General features: G+C 60.9%; 22 protein-coding genes. 7 read left to right on the top strand and 15 right to left on the bottom strand.

The genetic code is table 11. From position 1 onward, the window contains the following. Positions 1-11: 11 nt before the first annotated feature. The 6 genes from Q1B40_RS23415 to Q1B40_RS23440 form a co-directional block, all read right to left on the bottom strand. Positions 12-2,609: an HWE histidine kinase domain-containing protein gene (locus tag Q1B40_RS23415; RefSeq protein WP_299820500.1), complete on the bottom strand. Its 2,598-nt coding sequence runs from the start codon at positions 2,607-2,609 to the stop codon at positions 12-14. Positions 2,610-2,622: 13 nt separating this feature from the next. Continuing rightward, positions 2,623-3,177: a hypothetical protein gene (locus Q1B40_RS23420; protein ID WP_299820503.1), complete on the bottom strand. Its 555-nt coding sequence runs from the start codon at positions 3,175-3,177 to the stop codon at positions 2,623-2,625. 218 nt (positions 3,178-3,395) lie between these two features. Continuing rightward, a complete protein-coding gene (locus Q1B40_RS23425; RefSeq protein WP_299820506.1) occupies positions 3,396-3,671 on the bottom strand; it encodes a hypothetical protein in 276 nt (91 codons plus the stop codon). Between the two features lie 151 nt (positions 3,672-3,822). After that, positions 3,823-4,344, bottom strand: coding sequence for a MarR family transcriptional regulator (locus Q1B40_RS23430; RefSeq protein ID WP_299820509.1), 522 nt, complete (start codon positions 4,342-4,344; stop codon positions 3,823-3,825). A 292-nt stretch (positions 4,345-4,636) separates the two neighbouring features. After that, complete coding sequence (locus tag Q1B40_RS23435; RefSeq protein WP_299820512.1) at positions 4,637-5,785, bottom strand: MFS transporter; 1,149 nt, start codon at positions 5,783-5,785, stop codon at positions 4,637-4,639. Positions 5,786-5,894: 109 nt separating this feature from the next. Beyond that, positions 5,895-6,890, bottom strand: coding sequence for a putative metalloprotease CJM1_0395 family protein (locus Q1B40_RS23440; protein ID WP_299820515.1), 996 nt, complete (start codon positions 6,888-6,890; stop codon positions 5,895-5,897). A gap of 155 nt (positions 6,891-7,045) precedes the next feature. Between Q1B40_RS23440 and Q1B40_RS23445 the strand changes: the two genes are divergently transcribed. Then, a complete protein-coding gene (locus tag Q1B40_RS23445) occupies positions 7,046-7,849 on the top strand; it encodes a creatininase family protein (protein ID WP_299820519.1) in 804 nt (267 codons plus the stop codon). A 228-nt stretch (positions 7,850-8,077) separates the two neighbouring features. Then, complete coding sequence (locus tag Q1B40_RS23450) at positions 8,078-9,016, top strand: LysR substrate-binding domain-containing protein (RefSeq protein ID WP_299820524.1); 939 nt, start codon at positions 8,078-8,080, stop codon at positions 9,014-9,016. A 45-nt stretch (positions 9,017-9,061) separates the two neighbouring features. Here Q1B40_RS23450 and Q1B40_RS23455 read toward each other — a convergent pair whose 3' ends face one another. Beyond that, entirely contained in the window at positions 9,062-9,364 is a 303-nt protein-coding gene (locus Q1B40_RS23455; RefSeq protein WP_299820527.1) for a helix-turn-helix transcriptional regulator, read from the bottom strand. A 211-nt stretch (positions 9,365-9,575) separates the two neighbouring features. On the opposite strand from Q1B40_RS23455, the gene Q1B40_RS23460 reads away from it, so the two are divergent. After that, positions 9,576-11,015: a short-chain fatty acyl-CoA regulator family protein gene (locus tag Q1B40_RS23460; RefSeq protein ID WP_299820530.1), complete on the top strand. Its 1,440-nt coding sequence runs from the start codon at positions 9,576-9,578 to the stop codon at positions 11,013-11,015. A gap of 101 nt (positions 11,016-11,116) precedes the next feature. On the opposite strand, the gene Q1B40_RS23465 is transcribed toward Q1B40_RS23460, so the two are convergent. The 8 genes from Q1B40_RS23465 to Q1B40_RS23500 form a co-directional block, all read right to left on the bottom strand. Next, positions 11,117-11,725: an HAD family phosphatase gene (locus Q1B40_RS23465; protein ID WP_299820533.1), complete on the bottom strand. Its 609-nt coding sequence runs from the start codon at positions 11,723-11,725 to the stop codon at positions 11,117-11,119. A 50-nt stretch (positions 11,726-11,775) separates the two neighbouring features. Beyond that, positions 11,776-13,566 (bottom strand): ABC transporter ATP-binding protein, encoded by a 1,791-nt coding sequence (locus tag Q1B40_RS23470; RefSeq protein ID WP_299820536.1) that lies wholly within the window; start codon positions 13,564-13,566, stop codon positions 11,776-11,778. Positions 13,567-13,633: 67 nt separating this feature from the next. Next, a complete protein-coding gene (locus tag Q1B40_RS23475; protein ID WP_299820539.1) occupies positions 13,634-14,584 on the bottom strand; it encodes an acetamidase/formamidase family protein in 951 nt (316 codons plus the stop codon). Continuing rightward, positions 14,574-16,196 carry an ABC transporter substrate-binding protein gene (locus tag Q1B40_RS23480; RefSeq protein WP_299820542.1) on the bottom strand — a complete coding sequence of 541 codons (1,623 nt, stop codon included), beginning with the start codon at positions 16,194-16,196 and terminating at the stop codon, positions 14,574-14,576. The genes Q1B40_RS23475 and Q1B40_RS23480 overlap by 11 nt, the downstream gene beginning before the upstream one ends. Positions 16,197-16,269: 73 nt before the next feature. Beyond that, on the bottom strand, positions 16,270-17,190 hold the full coding sequence (locus Q1B40_RS23485; protein ID WP_299820546.1) for an ABC transporter permease: 921 nt from the start codon (positions 17,188-17,190) through the stop codon (positions 16,270-16,272). Between the two features lie 2 nt (positions 17,191-17,192). Further along, the gene (locus Q1B40_RS23490) at positions 17,193-18,095 is read right to left on the bottom strand and encodes an ABC transporter permease (protein ID WP_299820549.1); all 903 of its coding nucleotides are present in this window, start codon (positions 18,093-18,095) and stop codon (positions 17,193-17,195) included. Then, positions 18,073-18,675: an ANTAR domain-containing response regulator gene (locus tag Q1B40_RS23495; protein ID WP_299820552.1), complete on the bottom strand. Its 603-nt coding sequence runs from the start codon at positions 18,673-18,675 to the stop codon at positions 18,073-18,075. The genes Q1B40_RS23490 and Q1B40_RS23495 overlap by 23 nt, the downstream gene beginning before the upstream one ends. Further along, positions 18,672-19,910 (bottom strand): transporter substrate-binding protein, encoded by a 1,239-nt coding sequence (locus tag Q1B40_RS23500; protein ID WP_299820555.1) that lies wholly within the window; start codon positions 19,908-19,910, stop codon positions 18,672-18,674. The genes Q1B40_RS23495 and Q1B40_RS23500 overlap by 4 nt, the downstream gene beginning before the upstream one ends. Before the next feature lie 689 nt (positions 19,911-20,599). Between Q1B40_RS23500 and Q1B40_RS23505 the strand changes: the two genes are divergently transcribed. From Q1B40_RS23505 to Q1B40_RS23520, 4 genes are read left to right on the top strand one after another with little or no spacing between them, the layout of a single operon-like run. Then, positions 20,600-21,322 (top strand): FadR/GntR family transcriptional regulator, encoded by a 723-nt coding sequence (locus Q1B40_RS23505; protein WP_299820558.1) that lies wholly within the window; start codon positions 20,600-20,602, stop codon positions 21,320-21,322. Continuing rightward, on the top strand, positions 21,306-22,334 hold the full coding sequence (locus Q1B40_RS23510; protein ID WP_299820561.1) for an ABC transporter ATP-binding protein: 1,029 nt from the start codon (positions 21,306-21,308) through the stop codon (positions 22,332-22,334). Before Q1B40_RS23505 ends, Q1B40_RS23510 begins: the two co-directional genes overlap by 17 nt. Next, the gene (locus Q1B40_RS23515; protein ID WP_299820564.1) at positions 22,331-23,470 is read left to right on the top strand and encodes an ABC transporter ATP-binding protein; all 1,140 of its coding nucleotides are present in this window, start codon (positions 22,331-22,333) and stop codon (positions 23,468-23,470) included. Before Q1B40_RS23510 ends, Q1B40_RS23515 begins: the two co-directional genes overlap by 4 nt. Next, positions 23,463-24,968: an ABC transporter substrate-binding protein gene (locus tag Q1B40_RS23520; RefSeq protein WP_299820567.1), complete on the top strand. Its 1,506-nt coding sequence runs from the start codon at positions 23,463-23,465 to the stop codon at positions 24,966-24,968. The genes Q1B40_RS23515 and Q1B40_RS23520 overlap by 8 nt, the downstream gene beginning before the upstream one ends. Positions 24,969-25,023: the final 55 nt, after the last annotated feature.

A 25,023-nucleotide genomic window follows, 5' to 3' on the forward strand; every position in this document is an offset into this window, starting at 1 on the left:
GCGGGGAGAAGCTATGCGGGCTCTCGTGCCTGATCGGCAAACACCCGGGACAGAGCATCCGAAAGCGAATTGGCGGAAAACGGCTTTTGCAACAGCACACAGGGCGGGTAGGCCTCGAGAAGTTCCGGCGCCTCACCATAGCCCGTGGCAAGCACGAAGGGCACACCCTCGGCGTGAAGCTTTTCGGCCACCGGCACGGACTGCTCCTCTCCAAGGTTCACATCAAGAAGCGCGAATGCCGGTGTGTTGTTTTCCAGCCAGGCAAGCGCCGCATGCACCGATGCGACGAGCTTCACATCCGAAGCACCCAGATCCTCCAGCATTCCAGCCGCATCCATCGCGATGATCAGGGTGTCCTCCAGCACCAGGCCCTGACCCGCAATGCGGAATTCCTGCGAGGCTGCCGAAGAGGCAGCCGAGGACTGGTCTTCACCGGATTGACCCTCCGCGACAACAATCTGAGAGATCACCTTTGCCGGCAGTCGGAACCTGGCTTCGACCCCGGTCACCTTGTACGAGATCTCTGCGTCGCCCCGCAGTTCATGCGGGATCGAGGTCTCGATAATCGTGGATCCGAAACCGCGCCGCTTTGGGGACTGCACCGGCGGGCCGCCGCGTTCGGTCCACTCGATCAGAAGACCGCCGCTGCTCTCCGCGGTGAGTTTCACCGACACGCGCCCGGAGCCATCGCACAAGGCGCCGTATTTGATCGAATTCGTCACCATTTCATGCAGCACAAGCGCCAGAGTGGTGTACGCATTGGGTGTGATCATCGCGTCGGGCCCTTCCAGCGAAAGGCGCTCGGATTTGCTGTCCGCATAAGCTGCGAATTCGCAGGTAATCAGCGCATGCAGCGAAGCCGGCTCCCACTGTTCCAGGGTCAACTGGTCGTGGGCGCGAGCGAGCGAATGGATGCGTCCGTCCAGATTGGAGGTGAATTCCTCAAGCGTTCTGGCGGAAGAACGCGACTGCGCCACAAGCCCGCGCATCAGATTGAGGATGTTGCGCACGCGGTGGTTCAGTTCCGAGATCAGCAGTTGCTGTTGCTCATGCGCCCGTTTTCGTTCCAGATTGGCCGCATCCGTCACCTTCAGGAAAACTTCCAGAAGGATCACGCGCAACAGGTCCGCCGCATGGACCTCCTGTGGCGCCCAGGGCGCGCTGCGCCGCCACACGGTTTCGCGCCAGACCTCGAAGCTCTTGCGCGGCGTAAGCCGTGCGCCGTTCGGACCGACGGTCACCGGCTTTGAGGGATCGCCCGCCCAATTGACCGTTTCCTCCACCTGTCGACGTGTCAGGACGAGATAATCTCGCGGTCGTTTGGAAATCGGTATGGCCATCAGCCCGGCAACCCGGTCCGCGTAATCCGCCGCCGGTTCATGAAGTTTGCTCAGGCAGTCCGTCGCGAAGACCGTGGATCCGATGGACCGGTCCAGGAAGCGCGCGATGGAAAGGAATTCCTCCTCGCTCGGCACCGAGCCCGTGGCATGGAAGCTCTCATCCTCGAACAGGACAAGCCCGTCATGCGGGATGACAGACTTGATTTCTTCCGAAACGGAAAGGAGGCTGTCGGCCAGCGTGCGTCCGTTGGCCATGTGCCCCATAAGCAAGGCGTGCAGCCGGCTGGTGTCCTCTTCGACCGTTTTGCGCTGACCGTCCTCGAACCGGCTCAGCTCGTAAGAGAACATGTGGGCGAACATTTCCACTGCGGTGCGCCGCTCGTAGTCGATATATCGCGGGCTGTTGTGATGGCAGGCGAACAGCCCCCACAACTCTCCGTCCTTCATGATCGATACGGACATGGAGGCCTCGACCCCCATGTTGCGCAGATATTCTATATGGATGGGAGAGACCGACCGCGTGACCGCCAGCGACAGGTCGAGAGGCGTCCCGTCGACAGCACCGGCGGGGCTGATCTGGCTGCCGGCATCGTTCACATTTGCGATGAGCCGCAAGAGGGAGCGCTTGTAGAGGGCGCGTGCCTGCACCGGAATATCGGATGCGGGAAACATCATCCCGTCGTATTTCGCCTGACCGTCGAGCCGCTGTTCCGCGATCACCTTGCCGGAGTGATCGGGCTGAAACTGGTAGACCATGACACTGTCGAACCCGGTCAGAACCTGCAGGCTGCGCGCGGCGTCGCGGGCGAGCAGGTTCAGATCCCGGTTGCGTCGCAAAGCGGCGATCTGCGGGTAGACTTCCGAAAGCACGTCGCGTCCGCGTGTGCTGAGCTTCGGCTCGAATTCGACGATCAGATGGCTGCCCGACTGATGTACGGAGACGTCGAACGACTTTCCGCTTTCCCGCATCACGACACCAAAGAGCCTGGCGGCTCCCTGAGGGTTTTCCACGGCACGCAGGTTGTCGCGAATGCGGTCAAAGCCTTCGGCAACGATGATTTCGTTCAACGGACGTCCGATAGCGTCCTCATGCCGGACATCGAGAATTTCCCGAAGGTTCATCGAGGCATGCTGAATAATCCAGTCGGAGGAAACGGCAACCAATGCACCGTAGGACTGGACACGTCCGAGTTGGTGAATCGGTTCGCGGTCGCAGTTGGTCAAGTCAACGTGCTGCGCTGCGTCCTGATCCGGATGATTGGTGGTCAAGGCCGATTCCCTGTCATGTTTTCTGTGCGGCGGCTGCGTGACCAAACAACGCAAAGCCGGTTTTCACGTCTTCAATAATTCGATCCGCGCGAGCGGAGTCCGGAGGAATTGCATCAAGCGCAACACAATGTGCGCTCCAAAGTTGCGGTAAGGCGGGTGCCCGGAAATAGGCAGGAATTGTGTCGGAAGCATGCCCCGAAAACAAACGCAAACGCAGTGCTTGCGTGCCGAGGCGCGAGCCGAGAATCAGGTAGTCTACCGCCAGTGCATCGAGAGGCCCTGTCGGAGTGACCTCGGCAACAGTCGTTCCGGTTGCCAGAAGATCCAGATCGAGGCGCCTGACGAGATCGGACACGACCGCTCCCGACAGCACGCATGCGTCGCTCGCGCGACTGTCGAAGATCGCGGCAAGGCCCGAGCGTTGAGCGGCAAGGAACCAAGTTAGCCGGCTGAGAGGATCGTCGGTGAAGGGGGCGAAAACAGCTTCCGTAGCGTCGTGCTCATTGCGAGTACCCAGATACAAACAGCGCCGAAACGCCGCTTCCCGTCCAGCGGCAGCCGATGTCATACCAGTTTACCCCGCGCCATGACCCCGATACTTAAATTGGTGCCTCCCGAGGGAACGCACCTCGCGCAGAAAGGTTCCCGCAGGCGCAAATTTTTACGCCAACGTGTCTTTCAGTCGAAAGAACAGGTAAAATATACGCAGGTTTCGAGAATTTGAAAACCTTTTACCTGTTAAATGTCTCCATGGAAAGACAACCAGTCGACCCTTGGGTGCAGGATCTAGAAAACGACATATCCAGCGACCGCCACGATCACGGCAAGGACACACCAGATCATGAAGTTGTCCAGATGCGGCCGGCGCGCTTTGACGTCACCCCATGACGGAGACGGAGCAGCAGGCTTCTGCCCGAAATAGAGACGCCCGTTTTGCGTCCGGCTCGCGGATGCACGTCTGAAGGAGGCGTCGGAGACATGCCGGAAGCGGCGGCGCAGATCCTCCGCGCGCCGGGCACCCCGGTCTTCGTTGATCCTTGGGGACATTGTATTCTCGCTCATGCAACTTTTTCCTGTTTCTGCGAAGCAGGTGGTTCCGGTGCCCGGAAATTGCAAATGAGCGTTTTGTAATGTTGTCGGCCGCATCGGGCCGGAGAGGAACGGTCTTGCCGCTTTCACGAATGCCGTGCGGGAACCTAAACCTTGACAGGACTTACGCAGCCGTAAGCTCTTTGTCCTTGCCCTTCCCGTCCTCGATTTCCTCATCCGTATCGAAATCGGCTTCGTGCTCCGGGTCGTCGTCAACGGCAATCGCCAGGTTCTTCTCCACCTGGCGCAACAGCTTGCGCAGTTTCTTGCGATCCTTGTCGTCGAGGCCTGACATGGCCTCTCGTTCCAGCCGTTTCCAGGACTTGTCCACGGACACCACCAGCTCCCGCCCGGTTTCCGTCAGGAATACCCTTGTGAGACGGCCGTCCGTGTCGGAGATCTGACGGCGCACGAAGCCTTGCGCGGAAAGGCGGGTGACCATCTTGGTGACGGTGGGCGGCTGGACACCGAGCGCCAGGGCAAGCTGGCTCATTGTACGCCCGTCGCCATCGGCCAGCACCTTCAGCACGAGTTCCTGTCCAGGATGCAGGCCGATCCGCATCAGGTGCGCACCGGACCGGGCTCTCTGTGCTTTGGCAGCCTGAACCAGCCGAAACGTTATGCTTTTCTTGTAATTGAAAGCCATCTGACCACACCCGTTTTCAATTCGATTCGAACAATCCCAGCTCCCATGCGGCGCACCCTAGCGGCCTTGTTTAACCGTCAAATGACACCAGGGAATTTTGACGTCGAAATTTGGGCCCAACCCGCGTTCATGCTGATTATCCGCGGGAAAACAGGTTTCCCGGCTTAGCCTTCGGCCTGTGAGAAACCGAAGGTTTTGTCTTGAGCCTGCCCTCGGTTCCCAAGCCGTCTCACGACCACCGGTCAAGCTGTGCGACGTCACGAAGCAGTCCCGGATTACGGTCGAAGAAGTCTTATCTTTGCGGCGGGGACTTCAGGGCACTGGCCAGGAACGGCAACGCCAGTGTTAGCAGGGCAACGGCGCCGAAGGAGGCTCTGAGCGACAGGGCATCGCCGACGAAGCCGAGCAGTGGCGGACCGAGCAGAAACGCGCCATAGCCGAGCGTGGCGACCGCAGCCAGTGCCGTGCCCTTGGACATATGCGGATCGCTCGCGGCGCGGGACATGGCGAGCGGAAACATGACGGCATAACCGATCCCCATGATGAAGCATCCTGTCCAGACGACCCAGATATTGATGCCGGAAACCAGAAGCAGGCAGCCGAGAAACGCAACGACACCGCTTATCCGGGCAACCCGCACGGGACCGTATCTTGCAATCACCCTGTCACCGGCAAGCCGCATGACGACCATCGCTATGGAAAAGACCGTGAAGGCTGTCGGCGCGATGGCTTCCGAGTAGCCAAGATCGTCGATCTGATAGAGCGCCGCCCAATCGGTGATCGCGCCTTCGCCGAACGCACCCACGAGCGCGATCAGCCCGGCGAGCACAAGAGCGCCTTTCGGCAGAGCGAAGAGCGGCGCCTTGTCGCCCGACCCTGCGCTCACATTCATCTGCGGCCACGGCTGACGCCAGAACCAGATAAGGAAAGGGGCCGTGATCGCCGCCCAGAGGCCGAAGTGCAACGGCAGGCTGAGCCCGATCTCGATCGCCAGACCTCCGGCCGCCGCTGAAACGCCCGCGCCAAGACTGTAAAGACCGTGAAACGATGTCATCACCGGCCTTCCGAGACTTGTCTCCACTTCGGCTCCCCAGCCGTTCATGGAGACATCCAGCGCGCCAATGCAAAAACCTGTAACGAACATTGCGAGGGCCAGCAGGAAGGTCGTGGGCGCAAACCCGATCGTGGTGAAACTGACGACGATCGCCACCGAAAAAATCTTCGTCGCAGGAGCCGCCCCAAGCCGGTCGATGAGAATGCCGGTGAAGGGAAAGGCGACGAATGCACCACTGGCCATGACGAGAAGCAGCAGGCCGAAACCGCCTTCATCCAGCCCAGTCGCGGATTTGACGTCCGGGATACGCGAAGCCCACAGGCCGATTGAGGACCCGCACATGAAAAAGATCGCCGAAACAACGCGGCGGGCGGCAATTGCTTGCATGACTCGACCAGAATTTGAAGTGTCGCGGACCGGCGCTGGGTGCGTCACCTGCCCGGAATGGGAAATGACTTTGTGTCACGCATGAACGGCTTTCTCAAGCGGCGTTCTGTCAGGCAACGAATGGCGCGACAAGGGATGTGGATTGCTTGCTGCGCTCGAGCGCCGACTGGTAGGCCGAAATAGCGTCGGAGCCGCTGACGCGCGGGTCGCCAGCCTCGTCGGAAGTTCGCTCCGGAGACTGCCGGGACGCCTCCTGGGACACCTCGGCGTCCGAGGAGCCTCCGCTCGCGGCATCGCCTTGCGGACGGTCTCCAGCGGATACGCCGTCAACACCCTCTTCACCGCTGGCCATCTCCTCGGCCTGCATCTGGCGGCGCTCTGCCTGGGCTTCTGCCAGCTGCGCACGTGCCTGTTGCGCGACCTTCAGATCCTGTGAGGAAGGGTCCGCGGGGGCGGTGGCAGCACGGATGACCGTCTGCATCTTGCGGATGGTTGCTTCCGGCGTCCGTTCCCCGGATGTGTCGATCTGCACTTCGCCGCCTACGGCATAACGTTTGCCGTCCGGTCCCTGCTGAAACGTGTAGCTGGGCGCCCCGGCATGAGCGCCACCGGCGCGGGCATGTGCCTGTTCATGAGCCCGGACCTCCCGGTCCCGCTGTGACAGCTCATCAACCTGCTTTTCTTCCGCCTCGTTCAGGCCGTCGCCGTCCTGATCCTCTTCACTGTCCTGGGGAGCTTCAAGCGCGTTGCCCGTAACGTTTCCGCCTCTGGACAAGGCGTTGTCCCCGCCATCCGAGGTGGACGTTTCCTCCTCGCCCGCCTTGGGATCTCCCGACGCATCGCCCCCCTCACGGGAAGCATCCTTGCGACGTTTTCCATTGGCTTCCGCCGCATCCGCATCCTGAAGCGCCAGAACGGCTTCGGACGTCAGAACCGGGCTGCTGGCTACCCTGAGGGCCGCCGCCCCGGGAGCCGCCAGGCTCTCACGCGCACGGCCTTCTTCCCGAGCCGAAGACACTTCTCCGGCTTCAGGTTCAGCAACGCCCGCAACACCGCTGTTTCTCAGTTGGGCTGCCGGAATGTTCGACAAAAGCGCACCGATCATGGGGCGGATTGTCCACGCAACACGTCAGTAAAGTCTGAACAGCACCCGCAAACGATCATCATATGTGCGTGATCGGCCGGACCCCGGCCACCTCTTGCCTGCCCCGCCGGGCTGTGCAAAGAGGGCACAGGCACCAACCCGGACAGGACATCACGATGCTGCCCAAGCGTTTCTGGCATGAAATGACGACGGTCGATTTCAACGACCCGGCCCGGGAAGACTGGATCGCGGTCCTGCCGGTCGCGGCGATCGAGCAGCACGGGCCCCATTTGCCGCTCTCTACCGACACCGCCATCGCACAAGGCCAGATCCGCCGCGTTGTGGAGCTTCTACCCGACGACCTGCCGGTGACATTCCTCCCTGTTCAGGCCATCGGCAAGTCGGACGAACATATCCACTCGCCCGGCACCCTGACCCTCTCATGGGACACGCTCACCCGGTGCTGGCTGGAGATCGGCGAAAGCGTCGCCAGGGCGGGCATTCGCAAGATGGTGCTGATCAATTCCCATGGCGGCAATGTGCCGGTCCTCGATATCGTGGCCCGGGACCTCAGGGTGAAACACGGCATGTTCGTGACGGCGACGAACTGGCTCCGTTTCGGTCAGCCGGAGGGTCTTTATCCGCAAGAAGAATTTACTTACGGCATTCATGGCGGCGACGTGGAAACATCGCTGATGCTGCATTTGCACCCCGATCTGGTGCGCATGGATCTGACGGAGGATTTCCTCTCCGAACAGCAAAATTTCCTGAAGGAGTTCAAACATCTTCGCGGCCACGGAAAAGCACAGTTCGGCTGGCTTGCCCAGGACCTGAACCCTTCAGGGGCTCTTGGCAACGCGACAGGAGCGACCGCCGAAAAAGGCCGGCAATCCCTTGATCACGCCGCCAGGGGTTTTATCGAGCTGATCCAGGACGTGAATGCCTTTGATCTTGACCGACTCTGGAAGCCACACGCGTAAAACGGGAAAATACAGCCGAAGACGTTGCGGAAGTTTATTTCTATTGATCGCTCACCAAGATATTACAAGCTGAATCCTCCAATTTTCATACAGATTCCTTCAGTAAAACTGAGTCTAGTAGAATTAACAACTACCCGAATCAGAGCCCAATGGCGCAGTAGTTGACCCAATTCAAATTAAGAGCCACATTGAACCAAATATAAATTGGGGAGCGGTTCTCGAGGAACCATGAATCTTTCAATCCGGCAACTGGCCACCTTTCGCGAAGTCATGCGAAGCGGTTCGATTTCTGAAGCAGCTCGTACGCTTGGCCGGACGCAGCCTGCGGTAAGTTCGACGATCGCCGGGCTTGAGACCGAACTCGAATTGAAACTTTTCATGCGCGAACAGGGCCGACTGGTTCCCACGCCGGAAGCCGAGTTCTTTCTGGAGGAAGCCGAGGCGATCCTGAAGCGGCTGGAGATTTCCAAGCGCACCCTGCGCGGCCTCGCCAATCGCGAACACGGCCAGCTTCGCATCGCCAGCATCCCGGAAGCAGCGGCCGATTTCCTGCCCAACAGCCTGTCACAGTTCATTGCCGACAAACCCAGCGTCAAGGTCGCCCTCGCAAGCAAGACGTCCGCCGAAATCGAGGAATTGATCGCGGCTCAGCAGTTTGACATCGGCTTCGCCGAAACGCCTCGCGCCCGCAACTCTTTCGACCAGATCGATTTCGACCTGGAATGCATGTGCGCCATTCCGGCGACGGACCCGCTGGCCTCAAGGGAAGTCATTACACCGGCGGAACTGGACGGCTATCCCCTGGCGTTGCTGCACGCCGACCATCGCAGCCACAAACAGACCCTTGCCAGGTTCAGAGATGCAGGGGTGCAGTTCAACCAGCGCTTCGAGCTGCAGACCGCGCTACCTGGACTGCATTTCGTCCAGGCCGGGCTCTGCGCTCTGATCTGCGACATGATCACCGCCTACAAGGCGCAGGAAATGGGCCGGCTCGGCATGGGCCCGCCGATGATCGTCTTCAGGCCCTTCCGACCGCGCATTCAGAACAGTCTGTCGATCCTGACCCCGACCCACCGCCCGATTTCAATCGTTGCCAAGGATTTCTGCGACTTCCTGTCTTCGGAAGTCACACGCATCCACACCGCGATGATCAAGCGGGGAACGTGAGGCGGGAAACCGCGTTTCCGGCCCCGCAGGATACGGACCGGTTGCTCAGACCGCCGCGTTTCTGAAGATTGCGCTGTTCGCAGCGACAATCGCCACGGCATTGGTTCGGTTTTTCGCCCCGAGCCGGGTAATGGCGTTGCGGATATGCACCTTGATGGTCGCTATGGAGATGTCCAGTTCATAGGCGATCTGCTTGTTCACCATTCCCTCGCAAAGCAAGAGCATGACTTCAAGCTGACGCGGTGTCATGGCATCGCACAGGTTGATCGGCCAGCGGGCGTTTCCAGCGACGGGTTCGCCCTGACCCTTCAGGCCAGCACGAGCGTCGAGAGCAAAATGAGCGGTCATGACTTCCTCCCGGTTTGGTTTTGAGTTGTATGCCGGGACCTTTCACCACCGCACCGCTTTTGTAAAATGTAAAAACGCATACTGTATATTGCTAATAATTAGCATTTAGAGCATCCTTCCCGCGCATTGGAGCGGAAAAGGCTGTCCTGAACAGAGTTTACGGGAAAGCCGGTCACGCGCGAAAGCGCTGCAGACGGATGGGAACGGTGTCTTGAACAAGAAACTCTATTCAGGCCACACACTGCGACAGATCAGATCGGAGTTCGGTCTGTCCCAGGGAGAGTTCGCCAGGAAGGTCGGTCTGTCGACCGCTTACGTCAACCAGATCGAAAACAACAACAGGCCGGTCACGGCCTCGGTCCTCCTGTCCATCAACCGCATTTTCGGAACCGACCTGGCAGCCTTCGAGAAAAACGATCTCGACCGCGTCGTTCGGGACTTGCAGGAAATCTTCGCCGACACAAGGTTCCACAGCTCTTCCATCGGCAAGCAGGAACTGCACGAACTGGTGACGCGCGCGCCCGGTATCACCAAGGCCATCATGGATCTTTACGGCAACCTGCGCGGCTTTCAGGACCGCGATGCCATCGAAGACGAGCTGGTGCACATGAGCGGCGCGGGAGAGGCCGGCGCCTCCTTCAGAAAATCCGCCTACGACGAGGTCCGCGACTATTTTCATTACATCGACAACTACGTCGACTCCCTCGACAGGGCGGCGGAGAAACTGTGTTACGAAATCGGCCTGCCGAACAGCGCCTCGAAATTCGACAGCCTGACCCAATGGCTGCAGCAGCGCTTCAAGATCACGGTTGAACAAAATCCCGACTACCAGGGCACGCTTATTCGCCAGGAAGACTACACGCGCCGGATTTCCGTCTATCGCGCCATTCCGCAATCGGCGAAGAATTTTCTCCTCGGTTCATTCATCGCCGAACTCTGCGTGAAGGATATCATCTCCGGGGAAGTCGAACGGGCGAAGTTCAAGACCCAGTCCGCACAGAGCATCGCCAGACTTGCCCTTCGGAACTATTTCGCAGGCGCCCTGCTGCTGCCCTACGATGATTTCCTGCGCGCCGCCACAAGATGCCGTCACGACATTCAATTGCTGTCGAACCAGACGGATGCCAGCATCGAGACGGTCTGCCACCGTTTGTCGACCCTGCAACGGCCGGGCGCGAACGGGTTGCCGTTCTATTTCGTCAAGATCGACCGCGCCGGCAATGTCGTCAAGAGACACAGCGCCACCCGCTTCCAGTTCGCCAGGTTCGGCGGATCCTGTCCGCGCTGGAATGTTCACCAGGCCTTCGAGCAGAACTCGAACAAATTCACCGCACAGATCGCCCAGATGCCCGACGGCGTGAACTACCTGTGCATGGCCACCAGCGTCACCAAGCATCAGCCGGACTACCCGACCGGCGAACGCAGATACGCGCTCGGCATCGGCTGCGAAGTCAAATACGCCGATGCGATCGTCTATGCAGACGGCCTTGCCGTGGACGGCAATTCGCCCCCCGAGCCGATCGGCGTGAACTGCCGGATCTGCCCGAGAGACAATTGCGACCAGCGCGCCTTCCCGGCAATCGACAAGGATCCCTTCATCGAACCCGGCCGGCGCGGGATCGTACCCTACCGGGTGGCTCCGTCGGACTGACCGGAACCGGCACGGCGCGCTGTTCCGCCTTCCATGCAGCCTCGGAAACGATCAGAGACTTTCCCTGACCCGGAGGCGACTTCAAGAACGGAAAAAGTGCTTCAGAAGGTTACGGCCTCGCCGGCAATCAGCGCATTCACATCGATGACACGCATCCCGGCGTTGTGGGCCGCCTGTATGCCCTGGTGGCTGTCTTCGAAGACCAGGCAGTCCGCCGGAGCCGCGCCCAGCCGGTTCGCGGCTTCCAGGAACAGATCGGGCGCAGGTTTTGCATTGGCGACATCATCCATCGTCACGACGGTATGAAAGAGCGGAATCAATCCGGCACTTTCCAGTGACGCAGTGACAATTTCCCTTGGGCCGCCGGAAGCGACCGCCATGGGTTTTTGCCCCTCATAACGGCGGGCGATGCCTGCCACGGCGGAAATCTCACGCACCGCGTCTATCCGCTGCAGCACGGCGGAGCGCATGGCCAGAACGACACTTTCCCGGTCGAGCACTACGCGTCGCTCCTCCTCGAATTCATCGAGCAGTACGTGTTCGGACATGCCTGCCCGCTCGTGATACCAGCCGGCGGCCATGTCCTGTCCCGCGGATGCAAACGCTGCCTGCCAGGCCCCGGCGTAGAGATCCGGCGTGGCAAGCAATGTGCCGTCGCAATCGAAGATCAGGGCCTGCGCCGTCTCCAGCAGGTTGTCCAATGCCATCATGTCAGCGGTCTCCAAAGATCCGCTGTTGTACGCTTTTTCAAATCACGCGTTCAATCATGAAGTATTTCTGCAACCAGATGCCTTTCGCCGACATCATTATAGCGTACCCTGCTGACGGACTGTCCGAGGGGCAGCACGGGCGAGGGAATTTCGCCGGCTGGCACATCGAAGACGGCACGCCGCTTTTTCGGGTCCGGAATGGGCACGGCTTTCAGAAGACGCTGCGTGTATTCATGCTGCGGATTTTCGAAAACCTGTCGCCGTGTGCCGGTCTCCACGATCTGGCCGAGATACATCACGGCGATCCGGTGGGAAATCTGTTCCACCACGGCCATGTCATGCGAGATGAAGAGATAGGACAGACCGAGGTCCTCCTGCAGTTCCTGCAACAGGTCCAGGACGCGCGCCTGCACGGAAACGTCGAGCGCGGAAACGCTTTCGTCTGCAATGATCACCTTTGGCGATAGCGCAAGCGCCCTGGCTATGCAGATACGCTGACGCTGTCCGCCAGAAAACTCGTGCGGATGGCGGGCCATCACATCGGCGGGAAGCCCCACGCGCTCGAAGAGCGAAGCGACACGGTCCTTGAGGTCCTGCCCTTTCGCCAATCCGTGAATGACAAGCGGTTCGCCGACAATGTCGCCGACAGTCATGCGCGGGTCGAGCGAGGCATAGGGATCCTGGAAGATCATCTGCATGTCCCGGCGCAGACGTTTTTGCATCGCCGCGCCGCCGACACCGGCATGGCGTCCCGCCACCCGGATGGAACCTTCCCAGGGCACAAGGTTCAGGAGCGCCTTGCCGATGGTGGATTTTCCGCAGCCGCTCTCCCCGACCAGCCCGAGGGTCTCCCCGGGTTCAAGGTGAAGGGAAACACCTTCGACCGCATGGACGCGGGAGGTGACCCGGTTGAGAAGTCCGCCGCGCAGATCGAAGCGGACGACAAGATCCTCCACCTCGAGAACCGGTTGCTGCGCCTGTGTTCCCGCCTTGGGTGCGCTGTCTAGGCCGATCATGGCACCCAGCTTCGGCACCGCATCCAGAAGCCCACGCGTATAGGGATCAGACGGACGCTCGAAAACATCCGCGACTTCGCCGCGTTCCACAATGCTGCCGTTGTTCATGACAATCACCCTGTCCGCCATTTCGGCGACCACGCCCATGTCATGGGTGATCATGATGACGGCCGTGCCGAAGTCGCGCTGCAGGTCGCGGATGAGCTGCAGGATCTGCGCCTGGATGGTCACATCGAGGGCTGTCGTCGGCTCGTCGGCGATGAGGATCTTCGGATTGCAGGCGAGCGCCATGGCGATCATTACCCGCTGACGCATGCCGCCGGACAATTCGTGCGGATATTGCCGCAGACGGCGGCGGGGCTCCGACAGCCGCACCGACTCGAGCATCGCCAGGGCGATCTTTTCCGCCTTCGACCGCGAAACGTCCTGATGCGCAAGGATCGCCTCACGCAATTGCCGCCCGATGGTCAGAACAGGGTTCAGCGACGTCATCGGCTCCTGAAAGATCATCGCGATGTCGCCGCCGCGAATGCGGCGCAATTCATCTTCGCGGATCTTCGTCAGGTCCAGTCCCTGAAACAGAATCTCGCCGCCCGATACCCGGGCCATTCTTTCCGGCAGCAGACCCATGATCGACAGCGCCGTGATGGATTTTCCGGAACCGGACTCACCGGCGATGCACAGCGTTTCCCCCCGCCGCAGATCGAAGGACAGGTCGTTCACCACGGTCCTTGCTCCGATCGGCGTGGCAACGTCGGTGCAAAGCCCGCGGACCGAGAGAATGACGCCGTTGGAGGACTCACAGGGATCTGGCGATGTGGACACTCTGTTCTCTCTGGTAACGGGGCTTCATGAGGCGGGCGGCAGCCGCATGACCGCCGCCCGGATATGACTACTGGAGCACGACCTTCGGGAAATAGAAGGACACGACCCAGTTCGGTGCATCGACGATTTCCGAGATCCTCAGATCGCCGCACACCGAACACAGCATGTAGGCATCGACCGCACTGTAGCCGTGGCGGGCGCACAGCAGATCGATCATGTTCGACACGGCCGCCTGGGCGCCCGCGAAGAGATCGGTGCCGATCCCGGTCGTGACCTCGTAGCCCATTTCATCCAGATGCCGGGTGACAGGGCCCGGCGTCTCGAAACGCGGCATCTTCAGGTCCGCGCCCTTGATCAGATCCAGTTCGATCACCGTGTTCATCGGGCTCTCGATGGCCGTGCCACAGACTTCGCCATCGCCCTGGGCGGCATGGGTATCGCCGATGGAAAACAACGCACCCGCGACCTCGATCGGCAGGTAAAGCGTCGTTCCGGCGGCAAGATCGCGGATATCCATGTTTCCGCCAACACGCCGTGGGGGCACGATGGAATGCAGTCCAGCCTCTGCCGGCGCGACGCCGATCGTCCCGGCGAAGGGTTTGAGCGGCACCTTGCCGAAAGGTGCGAAGGCGGACGTGACCGGCTTGTCCTTGTCGTAGGACCAGACGTGCAGCGCCGGATCCTTGAACTGGTCGGCCAGCAGACCGAAGCCGGGAATATTGGCCGTCCAGCCGAAACCGGACGGCTTGAATTCAAGGATCTTCACGACCAGCGCATCGCCCGGCTCGGCCCCATCCACACGGATGGGGCCATTGACCGGGTTGATCTTGCCGAAATCCAGGTTCGCGACGTCCTGGACGGTGCTTTCCGGCGTCAGTTGCCCCGCGGAACTGTCGAGGCACTCGAATTCGAGCACCGTACCGGGAGCCACCGTCTCGGCCGGGGCAAACGAGTTGTCCCAGCCGAAGTGATGCTGTGCCGCGTGAATGGTGTAAGCGGCCTTGCAGTTACTGCACATCTTTCGCCCATACATAATCGTAGTTGACGGGAATGTGGACCGGATCGACGAAGATGGCGTCAGGACCACCCAGCCGCTCGGACCGCATCGTGAAACGCTGTTCGTGGAAGACCGGCGCCCAGGCCGCGTCATCCATCACCGCAATGAAGATCTTGCGCCAGGCTTCCTCGCGCTCGGCCTTCTGGGCCGGGTCCGTCATGCTGTCGGCAGCCGTTGCCAGCGCGTCCAGCTCCTCGTTGCAGTACCAGGACCAGTTCCAGCCGCCCTTGACCGCGCCGGCGCAGCCGAGGATCGGTCCGTAGAAGTTGGACGGATCCGGAAAGTCGGCGATCCAGGCCATGCCGCCGGACCAGATCATCGGCGCCTGATCGGGTTCGCCGCCGGCTGCGATGACATTGGCCTGGGCCAGTGCCTTGATTTCGGCCTTGATGCCGATAGCGGCAAGATCCGCCTGGATGGCCTGGGCGATACGCGGGTTCGGATCGGTGTTGTAGACATAGAGTTCCGTCTCGAACCCGTCACCGAGGCCAGCCTCGGCCAGAAGTGCTTTCGCGGCGTCCGGATCGAAGGCGTAACCTTCGTAGTTGTTGTCGTAGCCCGGCATGGTCGGCGGCAGCGGCTGGTTGGCCGGAACGGCACGGCCGTTGATGATGCGCACGATGCGATCCTTGTTGATCGCCATGTTGACGGCCTTGCGCACTTCCGGCTTGTCGAACGGCGGCATCTTCACGTTCATGGTGACATAGCCGGTGTGCAACTGGCCACCCTCGATGATCAGGTCCTTGTATTGCGGATCCTTGGTGACTTCGAGAAACTTCGCCGGCGGGATACCGTCACCCGGAATATCGGCTTCGCCGCGCTGCAGGCGCAGAAGGGCGACAATCGGCTCCTGGCCGACCTCGAACGTGATCTCGTCGAGCTTGGGCACACCGGCACGCCAGTAGTCCTCGTTGCGCTTGAACACCAGGCGCTGTCCGAGTGTCCACTCCTCCAGCGAAAACGCGCCGCTGCCGACCGGATGCTTGCCGAAATCGGCACCCCATTCCTCGACGGCCTCCTTGGGAACGATGGACGAGAAGTTGATCGCCATCACGTGCAGGAACGTCGCGTCCGGACGGGAGAGTTCGATCTTCACCGTATAAGGATCGACCACCGTCACCCCTTCAAGGCTGTCGGCGTCGCCGGCAGCAACGGCGTCAAAGCCCTTGATGGAGCCGAAGAAACCGGCGCCCGGGCTCTGGGTTTCGGGATTGGTAACCCGGTCGAGGGAGTATTTGACGTCTTCCGCAGTCAGTTCGCGGCCATTGTGGAACTTGACGCCTTCGCGCAGCTTGAAGGTGAAGACCTTGCCATCGTCGGAAATCGAGTAGTCCTCGGCAAGGTCGTTCATCAGATTGGTCGTGCCCGGCTCGTAGTCCATCAGACCGTCAAACAGGCTCTTGATCATCGACCAGTTCTGCCAGTCGTAACCGATTGCCGGATCGAGCGTGGAGACATCGTCCTTGTAGGTGACGATCATCGACCCACCCTGTTTGATGTCATCCGCCTGCGCGGGTGTGAGAGCCGTGGCGGCAAGTAGGGCGGCAGCCCCTGCCAGAAGTGTTCTATTCATGATCAAACCTCCAGGTTCAGGTGATTTCGCCGGCCCGCTCTGTCGGCGGATTTCCCGGCATTCTTACCGCGCATCAGCGCAGCTTGATCCTCGGATCAATGAGGGGCACGATCAGGTCGGCAAGGAAGTTTCCGAGAACGATCGCGAATGCGGAGACGAGCGTGACGCCCATGATGATCGGGATGTCGACGCGCTGGATGGCCTGCCAGGCGAGCTGTCCGATGCCCGGCCAGCCGAAAACGCTTTCCACGACGACAATGCCGCTCATGAACAGGCCGATATCGATGCCGATCATCGCGATGACCGGCAGCAGCGCGTTCGGCATGGCATGGCCGAACAGCACCTGCCAGCGCTTCAGGCCCTTGGCCCGCGCCGTGCGGATGAAATCCTGGCGCAGCACGTCGATCATCGACGAGCGCATCATGCGCGAATACCAGCCGGCGCCCAACAGACCGAGCGTCAGGGACGGCAGGACCATGTGCCGGAACGTCCCGTAGCCGCCAATCGGAAACCAGCCGAGCTGCACGGAGAACACATAGAGAAGCAGGATGCCGATCACGAATTGCGGTGAGGAAACGCCGACGAAGGAAAGCACCATGAGGCTCGTATCCGTCGCCGTGTTGCGACGAAGGGCTGCAACGATCCCCATGGTCAGGCCGATGGCAAGTTCACTTATGATCGCCCCTGCCATCAGCAGGAGGGTGGCAGGCAGGCGTGAGCGGATCAGTTCGCCGACTTCCGTCTTCTGCAGGTAGGACCGCCCGAGATCGCCCTGCAAAAGGCCCGTCAGATAGCGAAAATACTGCTGGTAGAACGGCAAATTGAGACCCAGTTGCTCGCGGATGTTTTCCACCGTCTGAGCCGTTGCGCTGCGGCCCGCGATCTGCCGCGCCGGATCCGCCGGGATCAGGTACAAGAGGATGAATGTCAGGAACGAAATCCCGAGCAGGATGAGCAGCGATTGCAGAACGCGCCGCAGGACATAACCGCCCATGATCAGTGCCTCCCCTTCTGGGTCGGGTCGAGCACTTCCCGCAAGCTGTCACCCAGCAGATTGAAGCCCAGCGCCAGGGCGATAATCGCAAAGCCGGGGAAGAACACCAGCCAGGGCGCGGAGGTGAAATAGGTCTGGTTCTCGTAGATGATGTTGCCCCAGGAAGGGGTCGGCGGCTGCACGCCGATACCCAGATAGCTGAGCGTTGCCTCCAGAAGCACGGTCGTGGAAATGCCGAGCGTTCCGAAGACCACGATGGTGGACAAAAGGTGCGGAAGAATGTGACGGAACAGGATGCGGAACAGTCCGGCTCCCATCGCCCGCTCGGCGAGAATGAATTCCCGCTCCGAAAGCGACCTGGTTTCCGTGTAGACGACACGCGCCATCTGCACCCAGTTCACCATGGCGATGACCATGGCGACGATCCACAGCGAGGGCTGGAAGATCGCGGCCAGGGTGATGGCCAGAAGAAGCGCCGGAAAGGCCATCATCAGGTCGGTGAACCGCATCAGCAGCGTTTCCACCCAGCCGCGAAAGAAACCGGCGAGAATGCCGACGAAGGCACCGACGACCACGGCGATACCGTTCGCCACGATCCCGATGATGAGCGACGTTCTGGCGCCGTAGATCAGCCGCGACAGCAGGTCCCGGCCGAGAAGATCCGTGCCGAGCCAGAACCTCTCGCCCGGCGGCAGCGGCGCGCCTTCGAGGGTCAGACCCTCGAAGAATTGCTCCTCCGGATTGAAGGGCGCGACCAGCGGAGCGAACAGCGCCGCCCCGACAATGATCCCGATCACGATCATGGCAAAAAGCGCAAGTTTTCTCCGAACCAGCCGCCACATCACGCCGCGAGGCAGGTCGGCAGCGGCAACCGGGAGGATTTCAGGCTTCGCGTCGGCCGTCATTCTGCCCTCCCGCGCGCTCGATCAGATCCCCGGCCACGGCCTCGATGGTCTGGCGGCTCTTCATCGCCATGTCCTGCAGCAGACGGTAGGCCGTTTCCGCATCGCCGTCCTGATGCTGCATGAGCAGAAGAATGGCCTCCGCGACCTGCGGCCGGCAGGCAAGCCGCGCCTCCAGCGTGGCGATGCGTTCCTCGGAAGCACGGCGCATGGCAAAGGTCCGCTGCGCGACGACCAGCGCGCCATACACACCACTTGACGTGACCGGCTTGTTGAGATGGGCGATGGCCCCACGCCGGATTGCCCATTCAACGCGTCCGGGCGCTTCGGTTCCCATCAAGGCGATCATCGGCATCGGATGGGCATCGACCGGCCAGGGAAACTGTGCGTCATGGCCGGCATCGGCGTCGAATATGAGAAGGTCCGCCTGTTCGGCCTCAGCCGGCAGTTCCGGCCATGCAGTCGAAATCTCCACACCGAGACGGTCGAGCTGACGGCAGACGGCGTCGCGGTCCGCATGCGGTTTGTGCAGGATGCTGGCGGACCAGCCTCGGAAACTGGGGGTGCGGAACAGATTGCTCATGACGACACCAGCCTCAGCTTCGGGGTGTTGCCGGCCTCGGGAGCGGGCATTCGCGCGGAGCCTCCCGGGCGACCTGCAACGCCTGTGTCCAGCGGATCGTAATGAACGAGATAGGGATCCGGCGCCAGCGGTCCGGGCGTCTTCTCAATAATGCGGAACCGCGATCTTCCAGTCCCGCCGCCGCCCGAATGGCCACCTGCTTCCACCACCGCGATCAACGGCTGCAGGTGGGCATGCTGGGTTTGCGGATCGATGCGGATGTCCCTGAGAGGGGTCTTGTGAGACTGACGGCAAAGCTCCACCAGCACGTCGTCCGGATGATCGCTTCCGCAGGCGTCGATCGCCCGCGCCAGAAGCCAGACCGCCTCATATGGCCCGACGAACATGGAGGATATCCCCGCCTCCGGACCGCGCATTCCCTCAAGACGTGTGCGCAGGGCCGCGTTTTCAGGTGTTTCCAGAGTTTCGAAATAGGTCGAGGTGGAAATCAGGCCGTCGGCCGCCGCGCCCAGAACCGGCAGTTCCGCCTCGGTCAGGTTGCAGCTCAGGATCGGACAGCGGTTCGGCGCGAAGGCCGGATCTTCAGCGGCCAGGTCTTTCATGGCGCGCAGGAACGCGTAGCTGCTGACGCCGATCAGGTTGTTGAAGATGAAGGAAGGTCGTTTTTCGCGAATTTCCGCGATCAGATGAGCGATATTCTCGTCACCGATGGCGACATATCTCTCGCCGAGCACTTCGCCGTCGCAACCGGCCAGAAGTTCGCGGGCGATGCGATTGGTTTCCCAGCCCCAGATGTAATTCGAACCGACCAGGAAGGCATCGCGGCCGTACTCCGGCACGATGTGGCGAAAGAGCGGAACGACCCCCTGGTTCGGACAGGCCCCCGTATAGACGACCCGGTCATGGCTCTCGAAGCCCTCGTAGGGCGTCGTGTACCAGAGCAATCCGCGCCCGCGCTCCAGAACCGGGAGGACTTCCTTGCGGCTGGAGGAGGTCTGGGTGCCGACGATGTGGCGGCATCCGGCCTCACGCATCAACCGGTCCGCCTCCACAGCATAGTTCTCAGCCAGGCCAGCAGGCTCGCCGTCCACCCTCAGAAAGCGGAAATCGAACTGCCCGGAGGCGTTGATCTCATCTATGGCGATCCGCGCACCCCAATAGCCTTCCTGACCGATCACGGAATAGGATCCGGATTTCGAAAACAGGACGCCGACCGGAATTTCCCTCAAAGCCATGTTCACCTTCAACTCCACCGGTCCGCCGCTTCAGGAACGCGCTATTACGGCCGGGCACAAAAAAACCCCGACCCGCAGGTATCAGCTGCGACAGATCGGGGCGCGGTTGCCATGCGGCTGAACGGATGCCGCTATGTGCCTTGAAGGATTGCCGAAGACAAAACTCTTGTCAATTGCCCCAACGCCCAAAGATCCGGCACGCTCAAAACGTGACCATTCGCATTTCCTGACAAGAGATATCCGAAGCGAACCAATCATTTAGTTATCGCCTCCCTTGCCCGGAAACCTCATAACCGAACAATTACCTTGAAATATATAGGCTATTGACACCTGCCGACCAGAATAGTTTGGACATTTTTCTGGCATTTTCGAAATTTCCTTGCGCACCAGCATTAAAAATTTCGGTTTTTAGGTGACCGATTAAAATTTGTTCCATCGCATAAATTTCAGGCAGCATCCACGGCCTGCCAACAAACGGGGGAAGAAGCAGAAGCCCGATAGTCAAATTTTACTCATATATAACAATATAATAACTCATAAACACCGCAGAAACTCAGCTGAGATTCATTCAAGGAATTCGGCCTGGACCAAACCAGATGCGCTGCCGAAAGCCGCACTATGGTGGGTTGCGCACCGGAGATTTCCCAACAATAATGACACCAATTAAAATTGGTTCACATTGGTGTGGCATGAACGAAACGGAAAAGCCTTCGCAGCGGAATTCCAGCATGGCTCTCGAGCGGCTCAGGATCATCGTCGATCAGCTGACGGCCGAAGGAGCCGAGCAGGTTCCCACCGAGCGCGAACTGTCCGAAACCATCGGCGTCGGTCGCAGGGCGGTGCGGCGCGCGCTGGAAGTGCTTGAAACGGAAGGCAAGATCTGGCGGCGGCAGGGGGCCGGAACCTTCATCGGCAGCGAACCCGCCCACCCGGAAAAGCAGATCCTCTCCCTGCACGAAAATTCCAACATGCTCGAAGTGATGGAAGTCCGGCTGCAGATAGAACCTGTCCTTGCCCGCCTGGCAGCTTTGCGGGCCAATGCAGCGGATATCGCCGCCATGCGCGACGTTGCCGACCGCCTCGGCAAGGCCGAGGACATGGACGGCCGCGAACTCTGGGACAGCGCGCTCCACCGGGCCATTGCGCGCGCCGCCAAGAACACACTCTTCCTGGCGCTGTTCGATGTGGTCGACCGGGTCCGGCAGGATGCCGCTTGGCGCCATGTGCGCGAAGCGCTCCGGACCAACGACGCGATGACGCTCTACAAGTCCCAGCACGTCGACATCATCAAGGCCATCGAGAGCCGCGACCCGATCTCGGCGGAAAAAGCCATGCGCAGCCATCTTCTGGCCCTCCAGCAGCGCCTTCTCTACCAGAACGCGACAGAGGTGGCCGATGTCGAAGGCCATTGACCTGAACGCCACTCCGGTTCTGAGCGTCGAAAATCTCGCGCTGCGCTTCAAGGGCGCGCCGGCCAACATCATCGACGGCATCTCCTTCGCCGTCCGCCCGGGCGAGACCCTGTGCATTGTCGGTGAGAGCGGTTGCGGCAAGTCGGTCACCGCCCTGTCGCTCATGGGACTGCTCCCCCGGTCCGTCGCACAGATCATGTCGGGCACGGCCATGTTCGGCGATCGCGATCTGCTCGAACTCTCGCAGCGCGCCATGGCGGATCTGCGCGGCAACACGATCTCGATGATCTTCCAGGAACCGATGACCTCGCTCAATCCGTCCTACAAGATCGGCGACCAGATTGCCGAGGTCGTGCTGCGCCACAAGCACGTGACCCGGGCCGAGGCACTGCAACGCGCGCTGCAGATGCTCGACCGGGTGAAGATCCCCGCCGCCTCCAGCCGCCTGGACGACTACCCGCACGAGCTTTCCGGCGGCATGCGCCAGCGGGTCATGATTGCCATGGCCCTTGCCAATGATCCGGCCGTGTTGATTGCAGACGAGCCGACCACCGCGCTGGACGTTACCATCCAGGCCCAGATCATCGATCTGATCGAAGAGCTTCAGAAGGAAACCGGAACGGCTCTCGTCATGATCACCCACGACCTGGGCGTTGTCGCGGAAATCGCCGACAGGGTCTGCGTCATGTACGCCGGCCACATTGTCGAGGACGGACCGGTGGAATCCATCTTCGACGATCCCCAGCACCCCTATACGATCGGGCTGATGAGCTCCGTGCCTTCCGTCGGCCCGCGCTCCGGCAGGCTTGCAACGATCGGCGGCATGGTGCCGACAATCGATCACATGCCTTCGGGATGTCGCTTCACGCCCCGATGTCCCTTTGCACAGGCGAATTGCAAGACCTCGCCGCCGCCCCTTGACGAACTCGGCCCCTCCCACCGGGCCGCCTGCCATTACGCGCCGCTGGAAACCGCGTTCCCCGCGACCGTGTTGCAGGAGGCCGGATCATGAAGCTGCCGACCCGCGACAGGATCATCGAGACGCGCTCGCTCACCAAGCGGTTTACCAGCAACAAAGGCCTGTTTGGCCGCTCTGTCTCCGTCAGCGCCGTCAATGAAGTGTCTCTGGACATCCGGCGCGGAGAAACCTTCTCGATTGTCGGGGAAAGCGGCTGCGGAAAGTCCACGCTTGCCCGTCTTCTGGTGCGGCTGCTGCCGGCATCCGAGGGCGCGGTGCTCTATGAGGGCAATGACATCTCGTCCCTTTCAGAACCGGAGATGCGCCGCCTGCGCAAGGATCTTCAGTTCGTCTTCCAGGATCCGTTTTCCTCGCTCAATCCGCGCATGACCGTCGGTGCGCTGATCGAGGAGCCGATGAAGGTCCACACGTCGCTGTCGCGCAAGGAACGGCGCTTGAAAGTGGCGGACCTTTTGACGAAGGTCGGCCTCCGCGCGGCTTTCGCCAACCGTTATCCGCATGAGTTTTCCGGTGGCCAGCGCCAGCGCATCGGCATCGCGCGGGCTTTGGCCAGCGGCCCGAAAGTGATTGTCGGCGACGAACCGGTCTCCGCGCTTGATGTCTCCGTGCAGGCCCAGGTCATAAATCTCCTGGAGGATCTGAAGGCCGAATTCGACCTGACGCTGGTCCTCATCGCCCATGACCTGGCCGTCATCCGGCACATGAGCGACCGCATCGCCGTGATGTATCTCGGCGAAATCGTCGAACTGGCGCCCAATGACCCGCTTTATGACAAGCCGCTGCATCCCTATACGCAAGCGCTTATGCGGGCGATCCCGATTGCCTCGCCCCATGGCCGGTCCATGGACGTATCCTTGACGGGCGACGTGCCCTCGCCGCTCGCCCCTCCGTCAGGCTGCCGCTTTCATCCCCGTTGCCCGCATGCGACCAGCCTGTGCGGCACGGAAAAGCCGGTTCTGAGCGACGCCGGCGGTGCCCGGATGGTCGCCTGCCATCATTGGGAGAAAATCGCAGAGAATTCGCAAGGCTCCGTCCGTGAGCCTCCAAGGAGCGAAAACGCGGAAAAGCGTTTCGCGCTGTTTCGCGAGAAAAGTCAACGACAAGAGCCGGTCACGGCCGCAACAGAAACTCAAATCAAGCTTTCCGAGAGGAGTCACAACAATGCGTAAGCAATTCCTGGCAGCACTGCTGCTGAGCGCGACAACCCTGGCAACGGCGGCCCATGCGGCCGATCTGCGCATCGGTCTTCAGGACGATGCCGATGTGCTCGATCCCGATCAGTCCCGGACGTTTGTCGGCCGTATCGTCTATGCGTCGCTATGCGACAAACTGGTCGACATCACACCGGACCTCGAGATCATTCCGCAGCTCGCGACCGGCTGGAGCTGGTCCGATGACGGCAAGGTCCTGACCATGGACCTGCGCGAAGGCGTCACTTTCCATGACGGCACGCCGTTCGATGCCGAGGCCGTCAAGGCGAATATCGAGCGCTCGAAAAACATGCCGGAAAGCCGCCGCAAGAGCGAGGTCAAGTCCATCGAGAGCGTGGACGTTTCCGGACCGCTGCAGGTCAAGTTCAACCTGACGGCCCCAGACGCGACGCTGCTCGCACAGTTTGCCGACCGTTCCGGCATGATGATGTCCCCCACAGCCGCGGAAGCAGCTGGCGTGGATTTCGGCAACAATCCGGTCTGTTCCGGCCCGTTCAAATTCGTCGAACGCGTTCAGCAGGACCGCATCGTGCTCGGCAAATACGACGGATACTGGAACGCCGACGCCATCAACTTCGACACGGTGACTTTCCTTCCGATCCCGGACACGACCGTGCGCCTTGCAAACCTGCGCTCCGGCGACCTGGACATGCTTGAGCGGCTGGCCGCCACCGACGTCGCCTCCGTCAAGGGGGATGCGGATCTCTCCTATGCGGAAGCGGTCAGCCTTGGCTATCAGGGCATCACCGTCAACATCAACAACGGCGAGAAGGGCGACAATCCTTTTGGCAACGACCCGAAGATCCGCCAGGCCTTCAACCTGTCGCTTGATCGGGACGCCATCAACCAGGTGGTCTTCGAAGGCGCCTTCGCTCCCGGCAACCAGCCTTTCCCGCCGACCAGCCCCTGGTACGACAAGGACCACCCGGTTCCGGCCCGCGATGTGGCAAAGGCCAAGGCGCTCCTGAAGGAAGCCGGTTATGACAGCCTCGATGTGGAGATCCAGGTCGCCAACAACCCGGTCCAGACCCAGATGATGCAGGTGGTGCAGTCGATGGCTGCGGAAGCCGGCTTCAACGTCAAGCTGAAGACGATGGAATTCGCCAGCCTTCTGGCGGACCAGTCCGCCGGCAATTACCAGGGCAGCCAGGTCGGTTGGTCGGGCCGTGTCGACCCGGACGGCAACATCCACCAGTTCATGACCTGCAAGGGTGGCATCAACGACTCCAAGGTCTGTATTCCGGAAGTCGACAAGCTTCTGGATGAGGCCCGCACGAGCACCGACACGGCCGCCCGCAAGGCCAAATACGATGCGGCACGCGATATCCTGATCGACGAACTGCCGATCATCTATCTCTATCACCCGACCTGGATCTGGGCGCTTTCCGGCAAGATGGAAGGTTTCACCCCCTATCCGGACGGCATGATCCGCCTCGAGAACGTCAAGTTCAAATAATCCACACCAACCGCGGATCCCGGCGCCTCGCCGGGGTCCGCTTCAAACCGGGTAG

Source organism: uncultured Roseibium sp., assembly GCF_947496995.1.
GTDB lineage: Bacteria > Pseudomonadota > Alphaproteobacteria > Rhizobiales > Stappiaceae > Roseibium.

Bases quoted from the DNA above. Each gene is read 5' to 3' on its own strand.
- Q1B40_RS23420 (WP_299820503.1), bottom strand. From the start codon at position 3,177: ATGACATCGGCTGCCGCTGGACGGGAAGCGGCGTTTCGGCGCTGTTTG.
- Q1B40_RS23425 (WP_299820506.1), bottom strand. From the start codon at position 3,671: ATGAGCGAGAATACAATGTCCCCAAGGATCAACGAAGACCGGGGTGCC.
- Q1B40_RS23430 (WP_299820509.1), bottom strand. From the start codon at position 4,344: ATGGCTTTCAATTACAAGAAAAGCATAACGTTTCGGCTGGTTCAGGCT.
- Q1B40_RS23435 (WP_299820512.1), bottom strand. From the start codon at position 5,785: ATGCAAGCAATTGCCGCCCGCCGCGTTGTTTCGGCGATCTTTTTCATG.
- Q1B40_RS23440 (WP_299820515.1), bottom strand. From the start codon at position 6,890: ATGATCGGTGCGCTTTTGTCGAACATTCCGGCAGCCCAACTGAGAAAC.
- Q1B40_RS23445 (WP_299820519.1), top strand. From the start codon at position 7,046: ATGCTGCCCAAGCGTTTCTGGCATGAAATGACGACGGTCGATTTCAAC.
- Q1B40_RS23450 (WP_299820524.1), top strand. From the start codon at position 8,078: ATGAATCTTTCAATCCGGCAACTGGCCACCTTTCGCGAAGTCATGCGA.
- Q1B40_RS23455 (WP_299820527.1), bottom strand. From the start codon at position 9,364: ATGACCGCTCATTTTGCTCTCGACGCTCGTGCTGGCCTGAAGGGTCAG.
- Q1B40_RS23465 (WP_299820533.1), bottom strand. From the start codon at position 11,725: ATGATGGCATTGGACAACCTGCTGGAGACGGCGCAGGCCCTGATCTTC.
- Q1B40_RS23475 (WP_299820539.1), bottom strand. From the start codon at position 14,584: ATGTGCAGTAACTGCAAGGCCGCTTACACCATTCACGCGGCACAGCAT.
- Q1B40_RS23480 (WP_299820542.1), bottom strand. From the start codon at position 16,196: ATGAATAGAACACTTCTGGCAGGGGCTGCCGCCCTACTTGCCGCCACG.
- Q1B40_RS23485 (WP_299820546.1), bottom strand. From the start codon at position 17,190: ATGGGCGGTTATGTCCTGCGGCGCGTTCTGCAATCGCTGCTCATCCTG.
- Q1B40_RS23490 (WP_299820549.1), bottom strand. From the start codon at position 18,095: ATGACGGCCGACGCGAAGCCTGAAATCCTCCCGGTTGCCGCTGCCGAC.
- Q1B40_RS23495 (WP_299820552.1), bottom strand. From the start codon at position 18,675: ATGAGCAATCTGTTCCGCACCCCCAGTTTCCGAGGCTGGTCCGCCAGC.
- Q1B40_RS23500 (WP_299820555.1), bottom strand. From the start codon at position 19,910: ATGGCTTTGAGGGAAATTCCGGTCGGCGTCCTGTTTTCGAAATCCGGA.
- Q1B40_RS23505 (WP_299820558.1), top strand. From the start codon at position 20,600: ATGAACGAAACGGAAAAGCCTTCGCAGCGGAATTCCAGCATGGCTCTC.
- Q1B40_RS23510 (WP_299820561.1), top strand. From the start codon at position 21,306: ATGTCGAAGGCCATTGACCTGAACGCCACTCCGGTTCTGAGCGTCGAA.
- Q1B40_RS23515 (WP_299820564.1), top strand. From the start codon at position 22,331: ATGAAGCTGCCGACCCGCGACAGGATCATCGAGACGCGCTCGCTCACC.
- Q1B40_RS23520 (WP_299820567.1), top strand. From the start codon at position 23,463: ATGCGTAAGCAATTCCTGGCAGCACTGCTGCTGAGCGCGACAACCCTG.